16 protein-coding genes are annotated in these 16,270 nt (G+C 70.2%); 8 read left to right on the forward strand and 8 right to left on the reverse strand.

Annotation, left to right across the window (positions count from 1 at the left end):
- Positions 1-75: 75 nt before the first annotated feature.
- Together PCA_RS10485 and grxC are read right to left on the reverse strand one after the other, a co-directional pair.
- Positions 76-480 carry a carboxymuconolactone decarboxylase family protein gene (locus tag PCA_RS10485; RefSeq protein ID WP_181302558.1) on the reverse strand — a complete coding sequence of 135 codons (405 nt, stop codon included), beginning with the start codon at positions 478-480 and terminating at the stop codon, positions 76-78.
- Positions 477-740: a glutaredoxin 3 gene (gene grxC / locus PCA_RS10490; protein ID WP_181302559.1), complete on the reverse strand. Its 264-nt coding sequence runs from the start codon at positions 738-740 to the stop codon at positions 477-479. The genes PCA_RS10485 and grxC overlap by 4 nt, the downstream gene beginning before the upstream one ends.
- Positions 741-854: 114 nt before the next feature.
- On the opposite strand from grxC, the gene PCA_RS10495 reads away from it, so the two are divergent.
- From PCA_RS10495 to lpxH, 8 genes are all read left to right on the forward strand, one after another.
- Positions 855-2,546: a M48 family metalloprotease gene (locus PCA_RS10495; RefSeq protein ID WP_181302560.1), complete on the forward strand. Its 1,692-nt coding sequence runs from the start codon at positions 855-857 to the stop codon at positions 2,544-2,546.
- A gap of 211 nt (positions 2,547-2,757) precedes the next feature.
- On the forward strand, positions 2,758-3,447 hold the full coding sequence (gene phoB / locus PCA_RS10500) for a phosphate regulon transcriptional regulator PhoB (protein ID WP_181302561.1): 690 nt from the start codon (positions 2,758-2,760) through the stop codon (positions 3,445-3,447).
- Positions 3,448-3,742: 295 nt separating this feature from the next.
- Positions 3,743-4,795 carry a phosphate regulon sensor histidine kinase PhoR gene (gene phoR / locus PCA_RS10505; protein WP_255436788.1) on the forward strand — a complete coding sequence of 351 codons (1,053 nt, stop codon included), beginning with the start codon at positions 3,743-3,745 and terminating at the stop codon, positions 4,793-4,795.
- A 54-nt stretch (positions 4,796-4,849) separates the two neighbouring features.
- Positions 4,850-6,952 carry a polyphosphate kinase 1 gene (gene ppk1 / locus PCA_RS10510; protein WP_181302563.1) on the forward strand — a complete coding sequence of 701 codons (2,103 nt, stop codon included), beginning with the start codon at positions 4,850-4,852 and terminating at the stop codon, positions 6,950-6,952.
- 330 nt (positions 6,953-7,282) lie between these two features.
- Complete coding sequence (locus PCA_RS10515; RefSeq protein ID WP_181302564.1) at positions 7,283-7,624, forward strand: hypothetical protein; 342 nt, start codon at positions 7,283-7,285, stop codon at positions 7,622-7,624.
- Between the two features lie 216 nt (positions 7,625-7,840).
- The gene (locus tag PCA_RS10520) at positions 7,841-9,358 is read left to right on the forward strand and encodes a Ppx/GppA phosphatase family protein (RefSeq protein ID WP_181302565.1); all 1,518 of its coding nucleotides are present in this window, start codon (positions 7,841-7,843) and stop codon (positions 9,356-9,358) included.
- Positions 9,359-9,450: 92 nt separating this feature from the next.
- Entirely contained in the window at positions 9,451-10,155 is a 705-nt protein-coding gene (locus tag PCA_RS10525; protein WP_181302566.1) for a peptidylprolyl isomerase, read from the forward strand.
- On the forward strand, positions 10,155-10,892 hold the full coding sequence (lpxH, locus tag PCA_RS10530) for a UDP-2,3-diacylglucosamine diphosphatase (RefSeq protein WP_181302567.1): 738 nt from the start codon (positions 10,155-10,157) through the stop codon (positions 10,890-10,892). The genes PCA_RS10525 and lpxH overlap by 1 nt, the downstream gene beginning before the upstream one ends.
- On the opposite strand, the gene PCA_RS10535 is transcribed toward lpxH, so the two are convergent.
- The 6 genes from PCA_RS10535 to PCA_RS10560 all read right to left on the reverse strand — a co-directional run bounded on the left by PCA_RS10535 (position 10,893) and on the right by PCA_RS10560 (position 16,269).
- Positions 10,893-11,435 carry a sterol desaturase family protein gene (locus PCA_RS10535; RefSeq protein ID WP_255436789.1) on the reverse strand — a complete coding sequence of 181 codons (543 nt, stop codon included), beginning with the start codon at positions 11,433-11,435 and terminating at the stop codon, positions 10,893-10,895.
- Positions 11,436-11,712: 277 nt separating this feature from the next.
- On the reverse strand, positions 11,713-12,600 hold the full coding sequence (locus tag PCA_RS10540) for an acyltransferase (RefSeq protein ID WP_181302569.1): 888 nt from the start codon (positions 12,598-12,600) through the stop codon (positions 11,713-11,715).
- Positions 12,601-12,680: 80 nt separating this feature from the next.
- A complete protein-coding gene (locus tag PCA_RS10545) occupies positions 12,681-13,925 on the reverse strand; it encodes a cysteine desulfurase (RefSeq protein ID WP_181302570.1) in 1,245 nt (414 codons plus the stop codon).
- Positions 13,926-14,053: 128 nt separating this feature from the next.
- Positions 14,054-15,355: a Fe-S cluster assembly protein SufD gene (sufD, locus tag PCA_RS10550; RefSeq protein WP_181302571.1), complete on the reverse strand. Its 1,302-nt coding sequence runs from the start codon at positions 15,353-15,355 to the stop codon at positions 14,054-14,056.
- On the reverse strand, positions 15,352-16,119 hold the full coding sequence (sufC, locus tag PCA_RS10555; protein ID WP_181302572.1) for a Fe-S cluster assembly ATPase SufC: 768 nt from the start codon (positions 16,117-16,119) through the stop codon (positions 15,352-15,354). The genes sufD and sufC overlap by 4 nt, the downstream gene beginning before the upstream one ends.
- A gap of 12 nt (positions 16,120-16,131) precedes the next feature.
- The gene (locus tag PCA_RS10560; protein WP_181302573.1) at positions 16,132-16,269 is read right to left on the reverse strand and encodes a hypothetical protein; all 138 of its coding nucleotides are present in this window, start codon (positions 16,267-16,269) and stop codon (positions 16,132-16,134) included.
- Position 16,270: the final 1 nt, after the last annotated feature.

The raw sequence follows: 16,270 nt of genomic DNA on the forward strand, positions 1-16,270 counted from the left end.
CTTCGAAACGGGTCCGCCGCAAGCACCGGCCCCTCACCCAGCCCTCTCCCCGGAGGGGAGAGGGAGGAAATGGCGTCAGGCGTGGTCGGCGCAGTGGGCCGCGGCGGCGGCGGCGGCGCCGGCTTCGAGCTGGTCGAGGAAATCCACTGCGCGGCGCAGGTGCGGGATCACGATGGAGCCACCCACCACCAGGCCCACGCTGAAGGTCTCGAAGAACTCCTCGCGGCTGACGCCGGCTTCCTTGCACTGGGCGACGTGGTAGCCGATGCAGTCGTCGCAGCGCAGCACCATCGAGGCGACCAGGCCCAGCAGCTCCTTGGTCTTCGCGTCCAGCGCGCCGGGTTTGTAGGTCTGCGTGTCGAGCGCGAAGAAGCGCCGCACCACCTGGTTGTCCTCGGCCAGGATGCGCTCGTTCATGCGCTGGCGGAACGCGGTGAATTCGGCCACGCGGTCCTTTTCGCCGCCCGGGGCGCCGCTCATGCGGTTTCGCCCAGCAACTGGGCGAGCTTGCCGCTGCGGTCGGCGGCCACCAGATCGTCGTAGCCGCCCACCAGCTGGTCGTTGATGAAGATCTGCGGCACGGTGCGGCGGCCGCCGCTGCGCACCAGCATGGCGTCGCGCTGCGCCGGATCGGTGTCCACGCGGATGTCTTCCCACGCCAGGCCCTTGGCCTTCAGCAGGTTCTTGGCCGCCACGCAGTACGGGCATACCGCGGTGGAATAGACTTCGATCTTGGACATCGCGAAACTCCGGTTGCCTGTGCTGCAAAATGGGGGCGGAAGTCCCCGGAACAAGCTGTCCCTGGCTGAACCGACGCCGCTCCCTGCGGTCTCACCGGCATTCTCCCCCATCCCATGCCCATGGCACCACGACGCCCCGCCAAACGTCTGCTGACCACGCTGGTCCTCGCCGGCCTCGCCTTCGCCGCGGGGGCGCAGGACAACGTGCGCCTGCCCGACCTCGGCAGTTCGGCGAACGCGCTGATCTCGCCGCAGGACGCGCAGGACTACGGCGCCGCGATGCTGCGCCAGATGCGCGCGCTGGACATGGTGGTGGACGACCCGCTGCTGGACGACTACATCAACGACCTGGGCTTCCGGCTGGTGGCCACCGGCGCGAAGCCGCGCGACCACTTCGCGTTCTTCATCGTCAAGGACGACCAGATCAACGCGTTCGCCGCACCGGGCGGCTACATCGCGGTCAACTCGGGCCTGATCACGATCACCCGCAACGAGAGCGAACTGGCCGGGGTGATCGCGCACGAGATCGGCCACATCACCCAGAACCACCTGCAGCGCGCGTTCGAGGCGTCGAAGAAGGACGCGCCGCTGATGGCGCTGGTGCTGCTGGGCGCGATCGCGGCCGGCACGGCGGGCGGCCGCGGCGCCGGCGACGCCCCGACGGCCGTGTTCGCCGCCGGCCAGGGCCTGCTCGCGCAGCGGCAGATCAACTTCACCCGCAAGGACGAGATCGAGGCGGACCGCGCCGGCATCCAGACGCTGGCGAACGCCGGCTTCGATCCGGATGCGATGGCCGCGTTCTTCCAGCACATGGAGGACGTGATGAGCGCCGGCGCCGGCGGCACGGCGCCGTCCTTCCTGCAGGATCACCCGGTCACCACCGACCGCATCGCCGACGCCAAGGCGCGGGCCGGCGCGCTGATCGCGGCGCAGAAACTGCGGCCCTCCGGCGACACGCTGCTGAAGGGCCAGTGGGAACAGATCACCGCGCCGATGCCGTTCGTGCGCGCACCGATCCAGCTCGGCAAGCAGGCGCCGCCCGCGGATGGCATGAGCACCTACGCGCTGATGCGCGAACGGGCGCGCGTGCTGTCCGGCAATGCGATCCGGCTGGCCACCTGGTACGGCAACAACTTCAAGGACCATCCGGAATTCGACACGCCGGCCAACCGCTACGGCTACGCGCTGGCGCTCACCCGCAGCGACCGCGGCGCGCAGGCCATGACGCAGCTCCAGCCGTTGCTGAAGGCGCACCCGGGCAACCTCGTCCTCAACCTGGCGCTGGCCGACGCCGAGCGGCGGGCCGGCCGGCGCGACGCCGCGCTGGTGCTGTATCGCCAGCTCAACGAACAATCCCCGCGCAACCGGGCGGTGGGGCTGGCCTATGCCACGGCGCTCACCGAGGGCGGCGACAAGGCCCAGGCGGTCACCGCGGCGGATCTGCTGCGCCCGCTGCTGGAAAACAGCGACCAGCCGGAGATCTACAGCGCCTACGCCCGCGCCAGCGAGAAAGCCGGCGACAGCGAGCGCGCCGGCGAGGCGTTCGCCGACGCCAGCTACTACTCCGGCCGGCCGTTCGACGCGATGGAACAGTTGAAGCGCCTGCTCAAGCGCGACGACCTCAGCTACTACGCGCGCGCGCGCATCCAGGCGCGCATCACCGAACTGACCCCGCTGGTGCTGGAGCTGCGCAAGCGCAAGATCGAGACGCCGGACAACCCCGCCACCCGGGACGGCTCGCGGCAATTGCAGGACGACCGCTGCGCCGGACGGCTGTGTTTCGGCCTGGAATCAAACCCTTACTGAAGCCCGGCGGCAGGCGCTCCCGATCCGCTGCAGGGATTGGCGGATCGTGTTGCCGGGGTTGGCCGCTTCGGGACCTGCGCCCGGGCAAACGTCCAGACGCCACGCTCGTCTCCCGAAACCGCACTCATGGACGAACACGTCCATTCATGTCATCGTCACGTAACATTTCTGCACTGCAATATCCCGGTCACAGGCCAACGGATGTTCCCGCGTGCACAAACGCATCCTGATCGTCGAAGACGAGACCTCGATCCGCGACATGATCGCATTCGCCCTGCGCAAGGCCGACATGGAGGCCATGCAGGCCGCCGACGCCCGCACCGCCCAGCTGGCCATCTCCGAGCAAGTGCCCGACCTGATCCTGCTGGACTGGATGCTGCCGGGCATGAGCGGGCTGGAACTGGCGCGCCGCCTGCGCAAGGAGGAGCTGAGCCGGGAAGTCCCGATCATCATGCTCACCGCGCGCGGCGAGGAGATGGACCGCGTCAACGGCCTCGAGGCCGGCGTCGACGACTACGTGGTCAAGCCGTTCTCCACCCGCGAACTGATCGCACGGATCAAGGCGGTACTGCGCCGCAGCCAGGGCGACGACGGCTCCGGCGTGGTGGAACTGGGCCGGTTGCGCATCGACAGCCCCGCGCACCGCGTGTTCGCGGGCGACGAGGCGGTGACGATCGGGCCCACCGAATACCGCCTGCTGCACTTCTTCATGACCCACCCCGAGCGCGTCTACTCGCGCGCGCAACTGCTCGACCACGTATGGGGCGGCAGCGTGTACGTGGAGGAGCGCACCGTGGACGTGCACATCCGCCGCCTGCGCAAGACGCTGGAACCGTGGAACCTGCAGGAAATGGTGCAGACCGTGCGCGGCAGCGGCTACCGTTTCTCGGCCAGCGTCTGACCCTTCCGGCTTGCGGGCCGCCGGGCTTTTGCCGATGCTCGCCGTCATGCCCCCTGCCCCCTCGCAAAATCAGACGCCGGCCTCGCCCGGCGCATGGACCCTCCCGGCCGGTCTGGCCGTAGCCTTGCTCGCGGGCGGCCTGCTGGGCTGGCTGCTGGGCGACCGCGCCGCCTGGGGCGTGGCGATCGTCGCCATGGCGGAAACCGTCTTGCTTCTGTCCCGATTCCGTCATGTGACGCAATCCATGATGCCTGCGCCCGCCAGCGCCCCCACGCCACGCCAAGAACGCCTCCTGATGCGTACTCGCCGCCTCGCCTCCAATCTGCGCGATCTCCGCCGCACGGCCAGCCAACTGCCCGATGCCGTGGTCCTGATGGACCAGGACGAGCACGTGCGCTGGTGCAACCACGCCGCGGAGACCCTGCTCGGCATCCGCCTGCCGGAGGACCGCGGCGTGCAGTTGCGGCAACGGCTGCAGGCCTCCGAACTCGCCGGCTGGCTGCGGCAGGGCGGCGAGCGCGAGCCGCTGCACGACACCATCGCCCCCGGCAAGCCGGACAGTCAGATCAGCGTGAGCCTGCTGCCGTTCGGGCGCCGCCAGCAGGTGCTGCTGGCGCGCGACACCAGTCACGTCACCCGGCTGGAGCAGATGCGCCGCGACTTCGTGGCCAACGTCTCGCACGAGCTGCGCACGCCGCTCACCGTGATCCACGGTTACCTGGAACTGATCGATCCCGAGGACGCGCCCGCGCTGGCGCCGGTGCTGGGCGAGATGCGCGCGCAATCCAAGCGCATGGGCCAGATCGTGGAAGACCTGCTCACCCTGTCGCGGCTGGAGACCCAGCATCGCGTCGAGGACGAGCGCGTGCCGATGGCGCCGCTGCTCGCCACGCTGCGCAAGGAGGCGGAAGCGATCAGCCAGGGCCGCCACACCGTCACCGTGGAAGCCGATGCCGCACTGGACCTGCTCGGCTCGCCCAAGGACCTGCACAGCGCGCTTTCCAACCTGGTCAGCAACGCGGTGCGCTACACCCCGGCCGGCGGCGGCATCACGATAGGCTGGCGGCGCGACGACGACGGCGGCGCGACCTACTCGGTCACCGACACCGGCTACGGCATTCCCGCCAGCCATCTCGCGCGGCTCACCGAGCGCTTCTACCGCGTTTCCTCCAGCCGCTCGCGCGGCACCGGCGGCACCGGCCTGGGCCTGTCCATCGTCAAGCACGTGCTGAACCTGCACCAGGCCCGGCTGAGCATCGACAGCGAGCCGGGCCGCGGTTCCACCTTCGCCTGCCATTTCGGCCCCGAGCGCGTGCTCCCCGCCGGCGGCAGCCGCGACGAAAGCTGAAGCACCGCACGCCGCCTCCCGCACGGGACGGCACGCATGCGCGAGAATGCACGCATGCCACGTTCCCGTTCCGTACCCTCCGAAGCGCCCGCCCCCGTCGACCTCGCCGCCCCCGGCCTCTACCTCAGCCGCGAGCTGGCCGCGCTGGAATTCAACTTCCGCGTGCTCGCGATGGCGCGCGACGCCACCGTGCCGCTGCTGGAGCGGCTGCGCTACCTGAGCATCGTGGCGAACAACCTCGACGAGTTCTTCGAGGTGCGCGTGGCGATGCTCAAGCACCACCACGCCTACGGTTCGGCCGCGCCGGGGCCGGACGGGCTGTCGCCGCCGGAACTGCTGGCGCGCATCCGCACCCGCGTGCTGGAGCTGGTCGCCGAACAGTACGCGATCTGGCAGCAGGAGCTGCGCCCGCAGCTGGAGGCCGAGCACATCCGCGTGCTCACCCGCCAGCAATGGAACCCGCGCCAGCGGCGCTGGCTGCACGGCTATTTCGAGCGCGAGGTGTTGCCGGTGCTGTCGCCGCTGGGGCTGGACCCGGCGCATCCGTTCCCGCGCATCCTCAACAAGACGCTGAACATCGCCGTGGTGCTGAAGGGCCGCGACGCGTTCGGCCACGAAGGCCACATGGCGCTGGTGCGGGCGCCGCGCTCGCTGCCGCGCATCATCCGCCTGCCGGCCGAGGCCTGCGGCGAGGGCGACCACTTCGTGTTCCTCGCCGAGCTGCTGCAGGCCTTCGTGGACACGATGTTCCCCGGCTTCAAGGTGGTGGGCTCCTACCAGTTCCGGGTCACCCGCAACAGCGAGCTGATGGTGGAGGAGGCCGAGGTGGACAACCTCGCCCGCGCGCTCAGCGAGGAACTGGTGGGACGCGGCTATGCCCGGCCGGTGCGGCTGGAGATCGCGAACGACTGCCCGCCGGCGATCACCGAGATGCTGACGCAGAACTTCGAGCTGGAGGAAGCCGACGTCTACCGCTGCGACGGCCCGGTCAACATCATCCGCGCCGGCCTGATCTGCGACTGGCTGGACCGCCCCGGGCTGAAGTACCCGCGCTTCACGCCGCGGTTGCCGCCCGCGCTGGAGAACAGCCGCGACAAATTCGAGCAGATCGCCCAGCGCGACGTGCTGCTGCATCATCCCTACCAGAGTTTCGCCGCGGTGGTGGACCTGCTGCGCGAGGCCAGCGTCGATCCCAAGGTGCTGGCGATCAAGCAGACCCTGTACCGCGCCGGCGAGGACACCCCGCTGGTGGACCTGCTGGTGGAGGCGGCGCGCCACGGCAAGGACGTCACCGTGGTGATCGAGCTGCGCGCGCGCTTCGACGAGGAGGCGAACATCCGCCTCGCCACGCGCCTGCAGGAGGCCGGCGTGCAGGTGGTGTACGGCGTGGTGGGCTACAAGACCCACGCCAAGATGATGCTGATCGTGCGCCGCGAAGGCGACGTGCTGCGCCGCTACGCCCATCTCTCCACCGGCAACTACCACCAGATCAACAGCCGCACCTATACCGACATCGGCCTGATGACCGCCGATCCGGAAATCGGCGAAGACCTGCACAAGGTGTTCCAGCAACTGTCCGGGCTGGGGCCGCGCATCGCGCTCAAGCACCTGCTGCACTCGCCGTTCACGCTCTACACCGGGGTGATGGAACGCATCGAGCGCGAGACCGCGCTGGCCCGCGCCGGCCGTCCCGCGCGCATCGTGGCCAAGCTCAACGCGCTGAACGAGGCGCGCGTGATCGAGGCGCTGTACCGCGCCTCGCAGGCCGGCGTGGAGATCGACCTGATCGTGCGCGGCGCCTGCACGCTGCGCCCCGGCGTGCCGGGCGTGTCAGAACGCATCCGCGTGCGCTCCATCATCGGCCGCTTCCTGGAACACAGTCGCGTGTACTGGTTCGGCAACGACGGCACGCCGGAAATCTACTGCGCCAGCGCCGACTGGATGGAGCGCAACCTGATGCGCCGCATCGAGATCGCGTTTCCCATCCGCGATCCCGAACTCGCGGCACGGGTGTACGAGGAGACGCTCGCGAACAGCCTCGCCGACAACACCCAGGCCTGGCTGCTGGACGCGGACGGCCGCTATCGCCGCTCCGTGCCGGGCCAGCGGCCGCCGTACAGCGCGCAGCAGGCGCTGCTGGACAAGCTGTGCCCGTAGGCGGGGCCCTGTCCGGCACGCCCGGCAAGATCCGGTGATCGCGACGCCAACGGCAGGGAAGTGACCCCGCCGCCCGGCCCGTCGCGGCGGCCGTCCCGCGGGTTCGGCCGATCCGGGCGATGGCCCGCGCCCCGCCCGTCCCGCATGCCGGATCGACGGGAAATCAATTCGTTGCGCGACACCCCAAGGCGACCCAAGCAATCCCCAAGCCTTTCCGCCGGAAAGCCCGCGCAATCCCTCAAGCGTGGCCTGGCCGTCGACGGCAAGACTTCCTGCGCCGCCGCGCCACGGCGGCAGGTTTCCACAAAACCCTTGCGCAGGAGTCACGCCATGAAACGACTGATGCTGGTCCTGGCCGCCGTGCCGCTGTCGCTCGCGCTGCAGGCGCAGGCGAACGAAATGGAAAGCTTCTCCATCCCCTGCCCGGCCGCCGGGCTGCCCGACCAGGCGGAGGTGGTGCGCGTGTTCGACGAGCACAATCTCGGCAAGGTGTACGAACTGCGCCAGCGCGTGCGCACCCTGGCGTGGCGCGAGTGCCGCGGCGGCGCCGCCTTCGTGCAGGTCGTCGCAGCACCGGGCAAATCGCCGCGGGCCCTCGCCTACGGCGGCCATGCGGCGACGGGGTCCCGGCTGGCATCCAGCCTCCAGCCGCCGGCGGACGCGGGCCGTTGAGCCGTTTTCACGCGGGCTTGCGGCTGGATTGCGAGAGTGGCCGCCGCGCCGATCCATCGCCGGACGCGCGCCATGGCCGGCCGGCCATGGCGCCGCGGCATGCGCCGCCCGGAGACGCAAGGCGCGGCCCCGCCCACGCAGCCCCGTGCCATGCCATGCGCGGATGCGGCATCATGTGCGCCGCGGCGCACAACCGCGCAGACAAGGAACCCGTGCTTGAGCCAGGCCGACCAGACACCGATCCGCGATGGCGAACTGCTTGCCGCGGTGGACATGGGCTCGAACAGTTATCACCTGATCGTGGCGCGCATGGAGCACGGCGAACCCCGCGTGATCGACCGCCTGCGCGACAGCGTGCGCATGGCCGCCGGCCTGCGCAGCGACGGCTCGCTGGACGCCGACCGCCGCGCCCGCGCGCTGGACTGCCTCGCCCGCTTCGGCCAGCGCATCGCCGGCCTGCCCTCGCAGCGCGTGCGTGCGGTGGCCACCAACTCGGTGCGCCGGCTGGCCGCGCCGCAGGCCTTCCTCAGCGCCGCCGAGGCCATGCTGGGCCACCCCATCGAAGTGGTGTCCGGCCGCGAGGAAGGGCGCCTGATCTTCCTCGGCGCCGCGCACGGCCTGCCCGTCTCGCGCGAACCCCGGCTGGTGATGGACGTGGGCGGCGGCAGCACCGAGTTCATCATCGGCCGCGGCCTGGCGCCGCTGCACACCGAAAGCGTGCAGGCCGGCTGCATCGCCTCCACGCTGCGCTTCTTCCCCGGCGGCAAGCTCAACCGCAAGCGCTGGCAGCGCGCCCGCGGCGAGATCGGCGTGCTGCTGCAGCAGTTCGCCGAGGACTACCGCGAATCCGGCTGGGAGGACGCCTACGGCTCCTCCGGCAGCGCCAAGGCCATCGGCGCGGTGGTGCAGGCGATGAAGCTCAGCGACGACGGCATCACCCCCGCCTCGCTCGCCGGCCTGCGCGACGCGATCCTGGCGCAGGGTTCGATCGCCACGCTGAAACTGCCGGGGCTGGCGGATGACCGCGCCCCGGTGCTGGCCGGCGCGGTAGTGATCTTCGAGGCCGCGTTCGAGGCGCTGGGCATCGCGCGCATGCGCGTGTGCGAAAGCTCGATGCGCGAAGGCCTGATGTGGGACCTGCTGGGCCGCGCCGCGGGCAGCGACCCGCGCACCGGCAGCATCGACGCGCTGGCCAGCCGCTACGGCGTGGACCGCGCGCAGGCGCGGCGCGTGGAATCCACCGCGCTGCAGCTGTTCGACCAGGTCGCCAAGGCCTGGAAGCTGGACGGGGAAGCGCGCGAGTGGCTGTCCTGGGCCGCACGCGTGCACGAGATCGGCCTCGCCATCGCGCACAGCCAGCACCACCACCACGGCGCCTACATCCTGCGCCATGCCGACCTCGCCGGCTTCTCGCGGCAGGAGCAGCAACTGCTCGCCGCCGTGGTCGAGCTGCACCGGCGCAAGCCCGACAAGGCGGTGATCGCCGCCCTGCCGCAGCGCTATCGCCAATTGGCGCGCTACATCACCTCGCTGCTGCGCCTCGCGGTGCTGCTGCGCCGCGGCCGCCGCGCCGAATCGCTGCCGCCGATGAAGCTCGCCGCCACCCGCCAGCGGCTGCGCCTGGGCCTGCCCGCGAGCTGGCTGGAACAGCACCCGCTCAGCGAGGCGGACCTGCAGCAGGAACAGGCACCGATGAGCGAGCTGGGCGTGGAGCTGGAACTGTCCGCGGGCTAGGTTCGCTGCCGCTTCCGATCGCGAGGGCCAGCCGGGCACACGCACCGGCGCAGCCGCGTATCATGGGCGGACAGTCCGGATCGCCTGCTGCCATGCCCAAGTTCAAGCTCGTCCTGCCGCTCCTGTTCGCCGCCCTGCTCGCGCCCGCGCTGCAGGCGCAAAACGCCAAGCCGGCCGCCACGGCCAACCCCCAGGTGGTGCTGCACACCTCGCAGGGCGACATCACGCTGGAGCTGTACCCGGACAAGGCGCCCAAGAGCGTGGCGAACTTCCTGCAATACGTGCACGACGGCTACTACGCCGGCACGGTGTTCCACCGGGCGATCCCCGGCTACCTGCTCCAGGGCGGCCTGTACACGCGCGAACTGCAGCCCAAGCGCACCCGCCCGGCGATCGCCAGCGAGGCGGACAACGGACTCTCCAACCTGCGCGGCACGGTGGCGGTGGCGCGCGGCGCCGATCCGAACTCCGGCACCTCGCAGTTCTTCTTCAACCTGGTCGACAACCGCCGGCTGGACTTCGTGGGCAACCAGAGCGGCCTCACCTGGGGCTACGCGGTGTTCGGCAAGGTGATCAAGGGCATGGACGTGGTGGACAGGATCGTCGCCCTGCCCACCCGCGGCATCGGCCCGTTCGCCGCCGACGTGCCCAACCCGCTGGTGACGATCGAGAGCGCCCAGGTCGTGGGCGAGCCCGCGCCTGCCGCCGCAGCCAGCGTCGCGACCCCGGCCCCACCCGCAGCCACCGCGGCGAAGCCGGCCCGACGCAGCGCCCGCAAGCCGGCGCAGGGCGGCTGATGGGCACGCTGTTCATCGCCGACCTGCACCTGGACGACAGCCGGCCGCAGATCACCGCACTGTTCGAAAACTACCTCGCCAGCGACGAAGTGCGCCGCGCCGATGCGCTGTACATCCTCGGCGACCTGGTCGAGGCCTGGATCGGCGACGACGACGACGCCGAACTGCCGCGCCGCATCGCCGCCGCCACCCGCGCCGTGCGCGACGCCGGCGTGCCGGTGTACTTCATGGTCGGCAACCGCGACTTCCTGCTGGGCGCGGACTACGCCCGCCGTGCCGGCTTCGAGCTGCTGGAGGACGGCTGCGTGCACGCGCTGTACGGCCGCCCCACCCTGCTGATGCACGGCGACGCGCTGTGCACCGACGACGTGGCGTACCAGGCCGTGCGCCAGCAGGTGCGCACGCCGGAGTGGAAGGCGCAGGTGCTCGCGATGCCGCTGGAAGCGCGTCGCGCCTTCGCCGCGAAATCTCGCGCCGAGAGCCGCGCCCACACCGGCAGCACGATGGAAGCCATCATGGACGTCAACGCCGGCGCGGTGGCGGAGGCCATGCGCCAGGCCGGCGCCACCCGGTTGATCCACGGCCACACCCACCGCCCCGCGATCCACCGCTTCGAGCTTGACGGCCAACCCGCCGAGCGCATCGTGCTGGGCGACTGGTACGAGCAGGGCTCGGTGCTGCGCGTGGACGCCGACGGCATCGAACTGCGCGGGCTGCCGCTCGCGGAAACTCCCTGATTACCTCACCTTGCTCCTGGACACGTACCAGGTGCCCAGCAGCCAGTCCCACAGCGGCGAGGTGACCCCGTAGTTCTTGTCCGGATGGTGGTGATGCACGTGATGCACCGCCGCCCACTTGCGCGCCAGCGGGTGATTGAAACGGCGACGGTGGATGACCAGGTGGCTGAAACCGTACAGGGCATAGCCCAGCGCGATCGCGCCGGAGAGCAGCAGCGCGATCCCCAGAGGCAGCACCAGCGCCAACGCCCCCGCAATCAGCAGGATCACGATGGGCGGAAAGAAGAACGGCAGCGAGTCGTAGCCCAGCGGCTTTTCGTGATGCAGGGTGTGTCCCTGCTCGAACAGCGGCACCGGGCCGTGGAACAGCCAGCGGTGGAAGGCGTATTCGATGAAGCTGAAGATGAAGAGTCCCAGCAGCACCACCAGCGCCGACGCCAGCGGCTGGCTGTGGTCGTACCAGAAGGCCGCGGCCAGCAGGGCGAAACTGACCACGAAATCGGCTGCCTGGCCGACCAGGTAATTCGCCCGGGTGGACGACATCCGCGCGATGGCCTCAAGCGGGCCTCCGCTGCGGGCCTTGCCCGATCCCGTCGGCGCGTGCTTCGTCTCACCCATGGGCAAGCCCCGCGTGCAGCCGAATTGCCTGGTTCCGATCCAGCATCCTCCACCCCATCGATCCGTTTCCGGGCGGTCTCCATGACCACCTCATGACGATGACATTACCGTCCCGGCAAGCTTACCGCGCCCCATACGGCGGCGGACAGTCGGCTACAACCGCGCCTCACGCGGTATTCAGTCGCAAACGGGGGGATCGCGATCAGCTCAGCAACTGCCCGATCCGGGCATCCTGCTCGGCCCACAAGGCGTTGACCCAGGCCTGGAAGCGCTGGCGGAACGCCTCGTCGCGTTCGTAGTCGCCACGCAGTTCTTGGCCGATCGGGCGCTGGCGCAGGCTCACCCGCACCTCGCGCAGGCGCCCGCCGATCAGGTCGGACATGCTGCACGGGCCGCCCGGATAGGCGATGGCGACTTCGAGGATCGTCTGCAGACCCTCGCCCATCGCGTCCAGCACGAAAGCCACGCCGCCGGCCCGCGGCCGCAGCAGGTACCGGTACGGCGAACCCTGCGCATCGTGCTTGGCCGGCGTGAAGCGCGTGCCCTCCACGAAGTTCATCACCGACACCGGCAACTGGCGGAACTTCGCGCAGGCGCGGCGCGTGGCCTCCATGTCGCGGCCGGCCAGCTCGGGATGCTTCGCCAGGGTTTCCCGCGAATAGCGCTTCATGAACGGGAAATCCAGCGCCCACCAGGCCGGCCCCATCAGCGGCACCCAGATCAGCTGGCTCTTCAGGAAGAAGCGCAGGAACGGGATGCGCCGGTTCAGCACCTTCTGCAGCACCGGGATGTCCACCCAGCTCTGGTGGTTGGCAAGCACCAGGTAATTCGCGTCGCGGCGCAGGCCGTCCAGGCCATCGACCTGCCAGCGTATGCGCGTGAACAGCTCGAACAGCGCGTTGTTGACGCCGATCCAGCTCTCCGCGATCGCCACCAGCCCGGTCGTACAGGCACGGCGCAAGCCGGCCAGCGGCAGCAGCAGCTTGACCAGGGTGAGCGCGAACAGCGGCAGCACGTGCAGCAGCACGTTCAGCGCCAGCAGCAGCACGACCAGCGGCACCCGGATCGGGCCGGGCAAGGAAGCAAACATCGGAACCCCTGTCACAGTCGAATGCCGAGCATAGCGGCCGGCGGATCGTCCCGGAACGGCCGGGACGGCACGGCGGCCATTCAGCGCAGCAGCGCGCGCGCCTTGAGCAGGGCCGCCACGAACGCGTCGACTTCCTCGTGCGTGTTGTAGAACGCCAGCGAGGCGCGGAGGGTGGCCGCCACGCCGTAGAACTGCATCAGCGGATGCGCGCAGTGATGGCCGGAGCGCACCGCCACGCCCTCGATGTCGAGCAGGGTGGCGAGGTCGGTGGCCTGCGCGCCCTCGACCAGGAAGGAGATCACCGGCTCCTTTTCCTTCGCCTCGCCGAAGATGCGCAGGCCCGGTATCTCGCGCAGGCGCGCGGTGGCGTGGTCGAGCAGGGCGCGCTCGTGGGCACGGACCGCATCGAAGCCCAGCGCCTCGTAATAGTCGATCGCGGCGCTCACGCCGGCGAAACCCGCGATGTTCGGCGTGCCCGCCTCGAAGCGGTGCGGCGGCTCGGCGAAGCTGGTGCCGGAGAACTTCACCTCGCGGATCATCTCGCCGCCGCCGAAGAACGGCGGCATCGCGTCGAGATGCTCCTTGCGCGCCCACAGCGCGCCGGTGCCGGTCGGCGCCAGCATCTTGTGGCCGGTGAGCGCATAGAAGTCGCAACCCAGCGCCTGCACGTCCACCGGACGATGCGGCACCGCCTGCGAGCCGTCCACGAACAGCGGGATGCCGCGCCTGCGGCATTCCTTCGCCAGTTCGCGCACCGGGTTCACCGTGCCCAGCACGTTGGAGACGTGGCCCACGCAGGCGAGCTTCACTTCGGGCGTGAGCAGTTCGACGAATTTCTCGACGATCAGCTCGCCGCTTTCGGTGATCGGCGCCGCCTTCACCGTGGCGCCCGCGCGGGCGGCCACGATCTGCCACGGCACGATGTTGGCGTGGTGCTCCATCGTGGTGGTGAGGATGGCGTCGCCGGGCTTGAGCCGCGGCAACGCGAAGCTGTACGCCACCAGGTTGGCCGACTGCGTGGTGCCCGAGGTGAGCACCAGCTCGTTGCGCGACGGCGCATGGATGAAGCGCGCCAGCGCGTCGCGCGCGCCCTCGTAGGCTGCGGTGGCCTCCTCGCCCAGCAGATGCACGGCGCGCGACACGTTCGCGTTGTGCTCGCGGTAGTGGCGGTCCACCGCCTCGATCACCTGGCGCGGCTTCTGGCTGGTGTTGGCGTTGTCGAAGTACACCAGCGGCTTGCCGTGCACCGTGCGCGCGAGCAGCGGGAAGTCCGCGCGGACGCGCTGGACGTCGAGGGTGTCGGATGGGGTGGCTTGTGCGTTCATCGTCGATGGTTCCGTGATTGGCCCCCTCCCCTGCTTGCAGTGGAGGGCCGGGGTGGGGTGCTCCCATGACAAGGGCCTTGCCCCCTCCCGACCTCCCCCTGCACACAGGGGGAGGAGAAATGCGTCGGTCAGTCCGGCAACTGGTTCGCCAGCAAGCCGGCGAGGTGTTCGCGCAGGGCCGCGTTCGGCAGGTCGTCCAGCACGGCGCGGCAGAACGCGGCGGTGAGCAGGGCACGCGCCTCGTCGTGCGGGATGCCGCGCGAGCGCAGGTAGAACAGCGAGCGCTCGTCGAGCTGGCCCACGGTGGCGCCGTGCGCGGCCTTCACCTCGTCGGCGTAGATCTCCAGCTCGGGCTTGGTGTCGATCTCGGCCTGACCGGACAGCAGCAGGTTCTTGTTGCTGAGGCTGGCGTCGCTGCCGTCGGCGCCGGGCGCCACCAGGATCGCGCCGCGGAAGACGCCGCGCGCGCGCTGGTCGGCCACGCCGCGCCAGACGGATTCAGACGCCGTGTTCAGGGCCTGGTGGCGGATCGCCAGCTGGGTGTCGATGTGCTGGCGCCCGCGCGGCATGAACACGCCGCGGGTGTCCAGGCGTGCGCCGTCGCCGGCCAGTTCGGCGCGCAACTCGTGGCGCGCCAGCGCGCCGCCCAGTTCCAGCACGTGCAGCGTGGCCTGCGCCCGCGCGCCCAGTTGCAGGCGGCTGCGGCGGATCAGGCTGCTGCCCGTGGCGGCCTGCTGGAGCAGCACCTGCCGCAGCACCGCGCCGTCGCGCAGCGTGATGTCGCCCACCGCGGTACCCAGATGCTGTTGCTCGGCGCCCACGTGATGTTCCACCAGCGCCAGCTCGGCGCCTTCGCCCAGTTCGATCACGTGGCGCAGATGCCAGGCCAGGTCGCTCTCGGCAGGCGCGCCGAGGAACACGAGATGCACGGGCGCGGCGATCTTCGCGCCAGCCGCCACCTTGAGCGCCACGCCATCCTCGGCGCGCGCCGCGTTGAGCCGCACGAAGGCATCGCCCTGCTCCGGTTCGTGGCGCGACAGCACGAAGCGCAGCGGCTCGGCGTCCTGCCGCAGCGCCTGCGCCAGCGGCTGCAGCACGAGGCCTGCCGGCAGATCGTCCAGCGCGGAGAGATCGGCGCGGAACACGCCGTTGACGAAGGCCAGTCGCGGCCCATCCACGCCAGGCAAGTCGAACGCGGCGGGATCGACCGCGCGCGCAGCGGCCTGCGCATCGCCGTTGGCGTAGCGGCGCTGGCCCAACGCGCGCAGCGCGGTGTACTTCCACGCCTCCATGCGCGTGTCGGGCAGACCGGCGGCGGCAAACGCGTCCAGGTGCGCGCGGCGCAGCGCATCCAGCCACGCGATGCCGCTGGCCGGCAGCGGCGCGTCCAGCAGCGAGGCGACGAACGGCAGTGGCGCCGGCTGGCTCATGCCGATGCCCCGGCCGGTTCGCCGTGGTCCTTCACCCAGGCGTAGCCGTGCTCTTCCAGCTTCAGCGCCAAGGCCTTGTCGCCGCTTTCCACGATGCGGCCGCCGGCCAGCACGTGCACGAAATCGGGCTCGATATAGTCGAGCAGGCGCTGGTAGTGGGTGATCACCAGGAACGAACGCTGCGGCGAACGCAGCGCGTTGACACCCTGCGCCACCTGCTTCAGCGCGTCGATGTCGAGGCCCGAATCGGTCTCGTCGAGGATCGCGAGCTTCGGCTCCAGCAGCGCCATCTGGAAGATCTCGTTGCGCTTCTTCTCGCCGCCCGAGAAACCCTCGTTCACCGCGCGGTGCAGCAGCTCGTCGGAGATCTGCATCACCTTGAGCTTCTCGCGCACCAGCTTGAGGAACTGCATGGAATCCAGCTCCTTCTCGCCGCGCGCCTTGCGCTGCGCGTTGAGCGCCGCGCGCAGGAAGTAGGTGTTGTTGACGCCGGGAATCTCCACCGGGTACTGGAACGCGAGGAACACGCCGGCCGCGGCGCGCGCCTCCGGCTCCAGCGCCAGCAGGTCGATGCCGTCGAACGTGACGCTGCCGGCGGTGACCTCGTAGCCGTCGCGGCCGGAAAGCACGTTGCCCAGCGTGGACTTGCCCGCGCCGTTCGGCCCCATGATGGCGTGCACCTCGCCCGGCTTCACGCGGAGCGTGAGGCCCTTGAGGATTTCCTTGCCCTCGACGCGGGCGTGCAGGTTTTCGATGTTCAGCATGTTCCTGGCTCTTCAGCTCTTGACCGTCGTTCCGGCGGAAGCCGGAACGACGGTGCCGTTGGATTTCATCCCGGGCAATCCAGAGACCAGTCGCTGGATTCCGGCTTTCGCCGGAATGACGACAAAGATCGCTGCGCCCGTCATCTGCATG

Origin of the sequence: Rhodanobacter sp. PCA2 (assembly GCF_013620825.1) — a bacterium.
GTDB lineage: Bacteria > Pseudomonadota > Gammaproteobacteria > Xanthomonadales > Rhodanobacteraceae > Rhodanobacter_A.